This window comes from Streptomyces purpurogeneiscleroticus (assembly GCF_020024005.1).
In the GTDB taxonomy this organism is placed as follows: Bacteria; Actinomycetota; Actinomycetes; order Streptomycetales; family Streptomycetaceae; genus Streptomyces; species Streptomyces purpurogeneiscleroticus.
The window spans coordinates 1-9779 of sequence record NZ_NHSG01000224.1 but is presented as its reverse complement, the minus strand read 5'-3'; the positions used below and the strand labels follow the sequence as shown (position 1 = coordinate 9779).

The 9779-nt window shown below is 74.2% G+C and carries 8 protein-coding genes; 4 read left to right on the top strand and 4 right to left on the bottom strand.

Annotation, left to right across the window (positions count from 1 at the left end):
• A partial coding sequence (locus CCS38_RS14605) for an FUSC family protein (protein WP_263302058.1) occupies positions 1-2050 on the top strand: 2050 nt, incomplete at its 5' end.
• 112 nt (positions 2051-2162) lie between these two features.
• Here the strand turns inward: CCS38_RS14605 and CCS38_RS14600 are convergent.
• Positions 2163-2882: an SDR family NAD(P)-dependent oxidoreductase gene (locus CCS38_RS14600; RefSeq protein WP_223733689.1), complete on the bottom strand. Its 720-nt coding sequence runs from the start codon at positions 2880-2882 to the stop codon at positions 2163-2165.
• A 67-nt stretch (positions 2883-2949) separates the two neighbouring features.
• Between CCS38_RS14600 and CCS38_RS14595 the strand changes: the two genes are divergently transcribed.
• Complete coding sequence (locus tag CCS38_RS14595; protein ID WP_372457077.1) at positions 2950-3531, top strand: MarR family winged helix-turn-helix transcriptional regulator; 582 nt, start codon at positions 2950-2952, stop codon at positions 3529-3531.
• Positions 3532-3604: 73 nt separating this feature from the next.
• Here the strand turns inward: CCS38_RS14595 and CCS38_RS14590 are convergent, their stop codons facing one another.
• Both CCS38_RS14590 and CCS38_RS14585 read right to left on the bottom strand, forming a co-directional pair.
• Positions 3605-5923: a Tex family protein gene (locus CCS38_RS14590; protein ID WP_223733690.1), complete on the bottom strand. Its 2319-nt coding sequence runs from the start codon at positions 5921-5923 to the stop codon at positions 3605-3607.
• 216 nt (positions 5924-6139) lie between these two features.
• Complete coding sequence (locus CCS38_RS14585) at positions 6140-7030, bottom strand: SCO6745 family protein (RefSeq protein ID WP_223733688.1); 891 nt, start codon at positions 7028-7030, stop codon at positions 6140-6142.
• A 131-nt stretch (positions 7031-7161) separates the two neighbouring features.
• Here CCS38_RS14585 and CCS38_RS14580 point away from each other — a divergent pair, with 131 nt between their 5' ends.
• Together CCS38_RS14580 and CCS38_RS14575 are read left to right on the top strand one after the other, a co-directional pair.
• Positions 7162-8124, top strand: coding sequence for a GlxA family transcriptional regulator (locus CCS38_RS14580; protein WP_223733687.1), 963 nt, complete (start codon positions 7162-7164; stop codon positions 8122-8124).
• 48 nt (positions 8125-8172) lie between these two features.
• Positions 8173-8829 carry a DJ-1/PfpI family protein gene (locus CCS38_RS14575; RefSeq protein ID WP_223733686.1) on the top strand — a complete coding sequence of 219 codons (657 nt, stop codon included), beginning with the start codon at positions 8173-8175 and terminating at the stop codon, positions 8827-8829.
• A gap of 94 nt (positions 8830-8923) precedes the next feature.
• On the opposite strand, the gene CCS38_RS14570 is transcribed toward CCS38_RS14575, so the two are convergent.
• Positions 8924-9682 carry an enoyl-CoA hydratase/isomerase family protein gene (locus CCS38_RS14570; RefSeq protein WP_223733685.1) on the bottom strand — a complete coding sequence of 253 codons (759 nt, stop codon included), beginning with the start codon at positions 9680-9682 and terminating at the stop codon, positions 8924-8926.
• Between the last annotated feature and the right edge of the window lie 97 nt (positions 9683-9779).

Below are 9779 nucleotides of genomic sequence, written 5' to 3'. Positions count from 1 at the left end.
CCACCCCTTCCGCTGGCAGCGGCTGCCCGTGCCGTGGGCGGCAGTGGTCAGAGGGGCGCTGTGCGCCGGGCCGCTGCTGGGCGCGGGCGTCGCCACCGGGCACCCGGCGGCCGGCGTCCTCGCGGGCCTGGGCGCGATGCTCGCGGGCGTCAACGACCGCCCCGGCACCCGGCGCAGGGGCGTCGTGCACATCGGGCTGCCCGCGCTGGCCGTCGCCCTGGGCATGTTCGCCGGCGCCTCCCTCGCGGACGTCGGCTGGTGGCTGGTGCTCGCCCTCTTCGGGATCGGATTCGTCTCCGGCGCCGGCAGTGTCGCCGGGCCCGTGCGTTCCGCCGCCGGTATGCAGATGCTGGCCGCCGCGATCCTCGGTGCCGGTATGCCGCTGCCGCAACTGGAGCCGTGGAGCAAGGGCCTGCTGACGCTGGCCGGCGCGGGCTGGCTGCTTCTGCTGCGGCTGGTGCTGCGCTCGCCGCGGCCCCCGGGCGGCTCGCTCAGCGGCGAGCGCGCGGCCGTCGCCACCGTCTTCGACGCGCTCGCCGACGCGCTGACGGCCGTCGGCACGCCGGGCGCCGAACCGGCCAGGCGCCGGCTGACCACGGCACTGGACCGGGCCGACGAGGCCATGCGGCTGCGCCGGGTGCTGCGCCGCAGGCCCCGTACCGACGAGCGCCGGCTCATCGAACGCTTCGCCGCCGCCACCGCGCTCTGCGAGGCCAGCGTCGCCCTGCTCTGGGAGGCCCGCCCGCTGCCGGCCCGAGTGGCACAGGGCCCGCGCGCCCTCGCCAGGGCGCTGCGCTCCGGGCGGGCCCCCGGCCGGCTGCCGGCGCCCGAGACCTCCACGCCTGCGCGGAGCGCCTTCGACCGGGCGCTGCTGGATGCGGCGGTGGTCTTCGCACGCACCCAGCCGCCGGCCGGCGGCACCGCGGCGGGGGCCACGGACGAGCGGCTCCTCCGGGGGCTGCGTCCCGCCGCCCCTGTGGAGACCACGGAGCACCCCGTACCGGAGGAGGACGGCGGCGCCTGGGCCCCCTTCGGGTCGCGCGCGGCCTTCGAGACCGGGCGCTGGGCCTCCTTCGCGCGCGGCGTCGCGGGCGTGTTCGCGTGGCGGCGCGGGCCCGGCCGCCGCGTCTTCGGGCCAGCCGGGCGCGACTACGGCCTGCGGGTCGGCATCTGCATCGCCGCCTGCACCGCCATGGCGCTGCTGCTGCGCGCTGAGCACTGGTACTGGCTCCCCGCCACCGCCACGTTCCTCGTCAAGCCCGACCTCGGCCCGCTGTTCTCCCGTACGGTCAACCGTTTTGCCGGTACCGCCTGCGGCGTGCTGGTCTTCGCCGTGGCCGGCCTGGCGCTGCCCGACGCGTGGTGGCCCGTGGTGATGGCCACGGCGGGCGGCGCGCTGCTGCCCTTCGCGACCCGGCACTTCGCCCTGCAGACCGTCGCCATCACCCTCATGGTGCTGTCCTTCGTGCACGTGAGCGGCACACCGGAGGCCGCGCCCGAGCGGATCGTCGACACGACGATCGCCTGCCTCATCGTGCTGGTCGTCGGCCACCTGCCGCGGCTGGCGGACCCGCGGCGCCGGGTCGGCCCGCGGGTCGGCGCCGCGCTGCACTGCACGGAGGCGTACTTGCGGCAGGTCCTCGCGACCGAGCCGGGGACGGACACGGGGGAGCGGCTGGCGCTGCGCCGGGCGGCCTACCAGGCGCTGGGGGAGGCCCGTACCGCCGCCGAGACGGCGGCCGCCGAGCTGCTCGCGCACCGCCGCGGCGACCCCGACTGGCCGACCGTCGTCAAGGCCGCCGAGCGCATCGTGGACGCGACCACGGCGGCGGCCGTCCGCCTGGACCAGGGCGCGCAGCGGCCCAGCGAGGAGGACGCGCGGCGGCTGTGCGCCGTCCTCACGGACATGGCGGCCGCGCTGAACGCACCACGCCGCCACCGCCCCAGGCCGCTGCCGCCGCCCGCCCTGGAATCGGCCCCGGACTGCGCCACCCTCAGCGACGTCGCGGCCGAACTGGAACGGATGCGGGGGTACGCGGGGGCGGTTTGAGACGCATGGGGCGACGTCCCTCCGGTGGGGCGGTACAAGGCCCACAGGAGGGGCGCCCCTCGCCCCATCGGGTGGGGCGCCTCTTGCCTCATCGGGTGGGGCGCTCCTCGCCTCATCGGGTGGGGTGCGCGCCGCCGTTCACGTGCAGCACCTGCCCCGTGATGTGCCGCGCCGCCGGGGAGGCGAGGAACGCCACCGCGTCCGCCACGTCCGTGGGGGAGCCGGGCCGGCCGACGGCGGTCTCGGTCACCAGCTGCGTACGCCGCTCGTCCGTGAGCCGGTCCCGGAAGAACTCGGTGTCGGCGATGTAGCCGGGCGCGACCACGTTGGCGGTGATGCCGCGCGCCCCCAGGGCACCGGCCAGGTCGATGTTCCACGTCGCCAGCCCGGCCTTGGCCGCACCGTACGAACCGCCGCCCCGGTTGCCGGCGATCGAACCGATGTGCACCACCGCGCCGTCAGTGGCGAGCCGCTCCTCCAGGGCCTTCGTCGTCAGCGCGGCGCTGACCAGGTTCGCGTCGAGGTTGGCGCGGAAGTCCCGGGCGTAGGACGCCAGGTCCGATGCCGCCCCGGTGTCGAAGTCGGTGTTGCCGCCGGCGTTGTTGACCAGCACGTCGATGCTCTCGGGCAGCTCGGTGAGCAGCCGGGCGAGCGCTTCGGGATCGGTGTGGTCGCAGACCACGGCCCGGGCGCCGATACGGTCCGCCGCTTCCTTGAGCGGCCCGGTGCGGCGTCCGGTGACAAAGACGGTCTCCCCCTGCTCGGCGAAGTGCTGCGCGATCGCGTACCCGATGCCCGTACCGCCGCCGGTGACCAGGACGTTGCGTGCCATAAACTGAACCCCTCAGAGTCGTTCAGGTCTAAATTTAGAGCTAAACGTAGCAGTTGGAAGGGGCGCCGTGGCAAGCGAAGCGAGTAGGAAGGCCGGGGACGGCCGGTCGGGAGGCGGGGCTCCCTCCGACCCGGTGCGCGACATCGCCGCCGCGTGGGAGCGCGAGCGCCCGGGTACGCCCGTGTCGTCCATCGGGATCGTCACGAGCATCTGGCAGCTGGCCAAGCTCTTCGGCGACGACCGGCGCCGGGTCCTCGCCCGGGCCGGTGTGGACACCGCCACCCTGGACCTGCTCAGCGTGTTGCGGCGAAGCGGCGAGCCCTACACCCTCAGCACCCGCGAGATCGGCCGCCGCAGCATGATCACGGCTGGTGCTGTCTCGCAGCGGGTGGCCCGTGCCGAACGGGAAGGTCTCGTGGCCCGGCACCCCGCGCAGGGGCGGCCGCGCACCGTCGAGGTCACGCTGACCGCGACCGGACACGAGGTCGTCGAGGCGACCGTGGACCAGGTGCTGCACCGGGAAGCCGAGCTGCTCGACGGCCTCGCCCCCGAGAAGCAGGCCGAGCTGACCGACCTGCTCCGTACCCTCCTCCGGGACGTGCAGGACCGGCTCGGCGACGACCGGCTGACCCACGTCGGCGAGGACTGACACCGGCCGCCGCGGCTACCCCGGGCGCGGCGCGGGGCGGCATACGAAGCCCCGCGCCGCGCTGCCTACGGGATCAGCGCCCGCCCTTGTCCTTGCCGAGCAGGCCCGCGCGGCGCAGTGCGTCGGCCATCGCGCCGTTCGCGGGGGCCGCGTCCCGGCCGCCGCTGCGTCCGCCGCGGTCGTTGCCGCCGCCACCGCGCCGGCCCTGGCCGCCCTGGCCGGCGGCCGCCGTGTGGTCGTCGTCCAGTCGCAGCGTCAGCGAGATCCGCTTGCGCGGGATGTCCACGTCGAGCACCTTCACGCGCACGATGTCGCCCGGCTTCACCACGTCACGCGGGTCCTTCACGAACGTCTTCGACATCGCCGAGACATGCACCAGGCCGTCCTGGTGGACGCCGATGTCGACAAAGGCACCGAAGGCGGCGACGTTCGTGACGACGCCCTCCAGGAGCATCCCGGCCTGCAGGTCGCCGATCTTCTCGACGCCCTCCTTGAAGGTGGCCGTCTTGAACTCGGGCCGCGGGTCGCGCCCCGGCTTCTCCAGCTCGCCCAGGATGTCCGTCACCGTCGGCAGACCGAAGGAGTCGTCCACGAAGTCGGCCGGCTTCAGGGTGCGCAGCACAGCGGTGTTGCCGATCAGCGAGGGCACATCGCTGCCCGCTGCAGTGACGATCCGCCGCACCACCGGGTACGACTCCGGGTGCACGCTGGAGGCGTCCAGCGGGTCGTCGCCGCCCCGGATGCGCAGGAAGCCCGCGCACTGCTCGTACGCCTTCGGGCCCAGCCGCGCCACGTCCTTGAGCGCCTTGCGAGTACGGAACGGACCGTTGGCGTCGCGGTGCGCCACGATGTTGTCCGCCAGCCCCGAGCCGATGCCCGACACCCGCGAGAGCAGCGGCGCCGACGCGGTGTTGACGTCCACGCCCACGCCGTTCACGCAGTCCTCGACCACCGCGTCCAGCGAGCGCGAGAGCTTCACCTCGGAGAGGTCGTGCTGGTACTGACCGACGCCGATCGACTTGGGGTCGATCTTGACCAGTTCGGCCAGCGGGTCCTGAAGGCGGCGCGCGATGGAGACCGCGCCGCGCAGCGACACGTCCAGCTCCGGCAGCTCCTGGGAGGCGAACGCGGAGGCGGAGTACACCGACGCGCCCGCCTCGGACACCATCACCTTCGTCAGCTTCAGCTCCGGCTGCGCGGCGATCAGGTCGGCGGCCAGCTTGTCCGTCTCGCGCGACGCCGTACCGTTGCCGATCGCGATGAGCTCCACATTGTGCTCGCGGGCGAGCTTCGCCAGAGTGGCCAGCGAGGCGTCCCACTTCTGCTGCGGCACGTGCGGGTAGATCGTGTCCGTCGCGGCCACCTTGCCGGTCGCGTCCACGACGGCGACCTTCACGCCCGTACGGAAGCCGGGGTCCAGGCCCATCGTGGCGCGGGTGCCGGCCGGCGCGGCGAGCAGCAGGTCGCGGAGGTTGGACGCGAAGACCCGTACCGCCTCGTCCTCGGCGGCCTGGCGCAGCCGCAGCCGCAGGTCGATGCCGAGGTGGACCAGGACGCGGGTGCGCCAGGCCCAGCGCACGGTGTCCAGCAGCCAGCCGTCGGCCGCGCGGCCGCGGTCGGCGATCCCGAACTTGTGCGCGATGGCCTGCTCGTACGACGTCCGGCCCTCGGCCGGCTCGGTCTCCGGCTCCAGCGCGAGGTCGAGGATCTCCTCCTTCTCGCCGCGGAACATCGCCAGTACGCGGTGCGAGGGCAGCTCCGTGAACGGCTCGGCGAAGTCGAAGTAGTCGGCGAACTTGGCGCCCGCCTCCTCCTTGCCCTCGCGGACCTTCGAGGCCACCTGCCCGCGGGTCCACATCCGCTCGCGCAGCTCGCCGATGAGGTCCGCGTCCTCGCTGAACCGCTCGGTGAGGATGGCCCGCGCGCCTTCGAGGGCCGCGGCGGGGTCGGCCACGCCCTTGTCGGCGTCCACGAACGCCGCTGCGGCCGCCTGCGGCTCCACCGACGGGTCGCTCAGGAGTCCGTCCGCGAGCGGCTCCAGACCGGCCTCACGGGCGATCTGAGCCTTCGTCCGCCGCTTGGGCTTGAACGGCAGGTAGATGTCCTCCAGGCGGGCCTTGGACTCCGCGCCCCGGATCTGCGCCTCCAGGGCCGCGTCCAGCTTCCCCTGGGACCGTACGGACTCCAGGACCGCCGTCCGGCGCTCCTCCAGCTCCCGCAGGTACCGCAGCCGCTCCTCCAACGCGCGCAGCTGCGCGTCGTCGAGCATCTCCGTGGCTTCCTTGCGGTACCGGGCGATGAACGGCACGGTCGAGCCGCCGTCGAGCAGTTCGACCGCGGCCTTCACCTGCCGCTCCCTGACGCCGAGCTCCCCGGCGATCCTGCTCTCGATGGACCCGAGGGCCCCGGCGGCCCCGGGGGCCTGGGTGGGTCCGGTGGACTCGGTGGTTGCCGTCACGATGCTCCCGACCTGCCTTCTCGCGCTGTGCTTGAGCCTGCATTGTGCAGGGTCGCGGCACGGCCTGTCGCGTGACCCGGGCAGGAGTGCACAGGTGTGACAAGAGGCACGGCCTCCGGGGGCGGGCGGCTCGCCCCCGGAGGCGGCGGCTCAGCCCTCGCCGAACAGGTCGGCGGGGAAAGCCCCGTTGCCGACCGCGGTGGTGGTGAACTCCGTGGCCAGCTCGGTCAGCCGGGCGACGCCCTCGGCACCGAGGTGCGCGTACGGGGCCGCGTCGAGCCGGTCGGTGGCCTCCTCCAGGTCGGCGCGGAGCTTCGTACCGGCCTCGGTCAGCCCGAAGTCGGCGTCCAGGATGCCGCGGTCGCGCAGCGCCTCGCGCGCCTCCTGCCACTCCTCGGCCGACCAGCCGCGGGTCGCCAGGATCCACTTGGTGCTCATGCCGCGGCCGCTGGCGGTGTGCGAGGCCAGCGCCTCCAGGGGGCCCAGGCCCGCGTCGGCGAGCGCGATGAGGTGGCCGTCGCCGCGGTGTTCGCGCAGCAGGGTCGCGGCGTGCCAGTACGCCAGGTGCGGCGCGTCCGGTACGGGCAGGTCGGCGTGGGCGGCGTACAGCGGACGGGCGTGCCGGGAACACGCCTCGGCGGCGCGCAGCGCGAGCCGGGCCGCCTCGGCCATCTTGTCGGACTCCACCAGCTCGTCGCCCAGCAGCCGGCGCAGCGTGCTGTCGGCCGCGCGCAGCCGCGCGTCGAGCACCTGCTGCGGGGTGACGGCCGCCCAGGCGTCCGGGATGTGCCGGGCGATCAGCTCGTACTTGAAGTTGTAGAACGTCGCGGCGATGACGCCGGGGCCCACCGGGCCCATGGCGGCGGACCGGCCCAGGAAGTAGGCGGCGCTGCGGTCCTCGATACCGAGCTTCGCCAGCTCCTCGGGGAAGTCGGGCGAGAAGTACACCGTGGAGTGCAGCGGGTTGATCACGTTGTGGCAGTGCCGTCCGGCGCGGTCGGGCAGCGCGGAGCGGTCCTGCGGGGAAGCCGTTGTAGTCATGACCGCACGTTACCGACCCGTCGGTATGCCCGGTAGACCCGGGGCCGCAGCCGTGGCGGGCCCGGCCGCATGGCAGGAAAGGTGGGAAAGTCGTCATTGCCGCCATCCGGCCGCGCGCCCAGGATGGGGCCATGCCACCGCGCGACGTACTGGTCGTTCTCTTCGACGACGTCCAGAGCCTGGACGTCACCGGCCCGCTGGAGGTCTTCGCGGGCGCCGGCCTCTGCGTGCCCGGCGCCTACCGGGTCCGTACCGCCACGCTCGACGGAGGGCCGGTCCGCACCTCCAGCGGCCTGCGGATCACCCCGGACCTCGCGCTGCCGGACGCCGCCCCGCTCGACACCCTCCTGGTACCGGGCGGACCGGGCACCGGCGACCCCGACCCGCGGCTCGTCGACTGGCTGCGTACGCAGGCGCCGCGGGCCCGCCGCAAGGTCTCGGTGTGCTCGGGCGCGTTCCTGCTGGCCGCCGCCGGGCTGCTGGACGGCCACCGCGCCACCACCCACTGGGCGCTGTGCGACGCGCTGGCCGACCGCTTTCCCGGCGTCGAGGTCGACGCCGAGCCGATCTTCATCCGGGACGGCGACCTGGCGACGTCCGCCGGCGTCACATCGGGCATCGACCTCGCGCTGGCCCTCGTGGAGGAGGACCTCGGCCGGGAGGTCGCGCTGCCCGTCGCCCGCCATCTCGTCGTCTTCCTGCGCAGACCCGGCAATCAGACGCAGTTCAGCGCCCAGCTCGCCGCGCAGACCGCGGAGCGCCCGCCGCTGCGCGAGATACAGCACTGGATCACCGAGCACCCGGCCGCCGACCTCTCGGTGGACGCGCTCGCCGCCCGCTGCGGGCTCTCACCTCGCCATTTCGCCCGCGCCTTCCGCGACGAAGTCGGCATGACGCCAGGTCGCTATGTCGACAGAGTCCGGCTGGAGGCCGCCCGGCGGCTCCTTGAGGACACCACCGACGGCGTCGAACGCGTCTCCCGGCGCTGCGGATACGGCACCCCCGAAGCCATGCGCCGCGCCTTCGTGCGCGCCCTCGGCACCGGCCCGGCGGAGTACCGGCGCCGGTTCCGGCCGCACCAGCAGACCGCGTGACCCCACACGTTCCGAAGCGCCTTCCGAACACCCTCCGAAGGGACAGCCATGCAGATCGCCATCCTCCTCTACGACCGTTTCACTGCACTCGACGCCATCGGGCCCTTCGAGACGCTGCGGGGGCTCCCGGGCGCCGAGACCGTGTTCGTGGCCCAGCAGGCCGGACCCGTGCGCAACGACAGCGGGCAACTGGCGCTGGTCGCGGAGGCCACGCCGGCCGAGGTGACGCGCCCCGACATCCTGGTCGTGCCGGGCGGCCCCGACCAGGCCGCGGTGCTGACGGACGACGCACTGCTCGACTGGCTGCGGACCGTCGACGCCGCCACCACCTGGACCACGTCCGTCTGCACGGGATCGCTGCTGCTGGCCGCCGCCGGGCTGCTCAAGGGCCGGCGCGCCACCTCCCACTGGCTCGCGCTCGACCGGCTGAAGGAGTACGGCGTCGAACCCACCGGCGAGCGGGTCGTCTTCGACGGCAAGTACGTGACGGCGGCCGGGGTGTCGTCCGGCATCGACATGGGCCTGAGCCTGCTCGGCCGGCTGGGCGGCGACGAACTGGCGCAGACGGTCCAGCTGGCCATCGAGTACGACCCGCAGCCGCCGTACGACAGCGGCTCCCCGGAAAAGGCCCCGGCCAGCATCGTCGAAAGGCTGCGCGGCGACACCGGGCCGGTGCTGAAGGACCCCACCGCCCCGGCGAGCTGACCGCCTTTCGGCGACGCGCAGCTGCTGGGCTTCTGGCCGGACCGGGTCTCCTTCGGCCGGGGGCGGGCCGGACCGGCTGCGGTTGGCCGGTGGCTCACACCGTCCAGTCGAAGCGCGGTGCCCGGCGCTCCAGGAAGGCGGTGACGCCCTCCGCCGTGTCCCCGCTGCCGCGCGCCTGCTCCTCCCAGTACGCGCTCCGCTCCGGGCTCGCAGGGCCGTCGGCGAACTCCTTCGCCGCCGCCTGCGTCAGCTGCGACCGGCTCGCCAGCACGGCCGAGAAGTCCGCGACCCGCTTGTCCAGCTCGCCCTCCGGCAGTACCTCGTCCACGAGTCCGGTGCGCAGCGCCCGCTCGCAGCCGATCAACTCACCCGAGAACAGGAGGTACTTGGCGGTCGCCGGGCCGACCAGCCGCACCAGCCGCCGGGTGGACGCGGCCGGGTAGACGATGCCCAGCTTCGCCGGCGTGATGCCGAAGAGCGCGCCCTCCTCGGCGAACCGCAGGTCGCAGGCGGCCGCCAGCTGGCTGCCGCCGCCCACGCAGTAACCGCGGATCGCGGCCAGCGACGGCTTGGGGAAGGCGGCGAGCGCCTCTTCGGCGGCCTGCGCGAGGCCCCGGTTCTCGTCCCCCGACTCCCGCAGCGACCCGATGTCCGCGCCCGCGCAGAAGGTGTTCCCCTCGCCGGTCAGCACGAGCACGCGGACGGAGCAGTCCCCGGCCAGCCGCTCCACCAGCTCCGGCACCGCCCGCCACATGTCGCTGGTCATGGCGTTCCGCTTGGCGGGGTTGCTGATCGTGACGATCGCGGTGCCGTCGCTGACGCGCGTGCTGAGCCCTGGGGTCTTGGGGGTCATGCAGGGGATCGTAGAGCGGCAGGACCGGCCACGTCCCGGCCCGAAGAGCGTGATCACCACCACGCCGGGCGCCCCGCCCCTCCGCGCACCCCGATAT

Bases quoted from the DNA above. Each gene is read 5' to 3' on its own strand.
- CCS38_RS14580 (WP_223733687.1), top strand. From the start codon at position 7,162: ATGCCACCGCGCGACGTACTGGTCGTTCTCTTCGACGACGTCCAGAGC.
- CCS38_RS14575 (WP_223733686.1), top strand. From the start codon at position 8,173: ATGCAGATCGCCATCCTCCTCTACGACCGTTTCACTGCACTCGACGCC.
- CCS38_RS14570 (WP_223733685.1), bottom strand. From the start codon at position 9,682: ATGACCCCCAAGACCCCAGGGCTCAGCACGCGCGTCAGCGACGGCACC.
- CCS38_RS14585 (WP_223733688.1), bottom strand. From the start codon at position 7,030: ATGACTACAACGGCTTCCCCGCAGGACCGCTCCGCGCTGCCCGACCGC.
- CCS38_RS14600 (WP_223733689.1), bottom strand. From the start codon at position 2,882: ATGGCACGCAACGTCCTGGTCACCGGCGGCGGTACGGGCATCGGGTAC.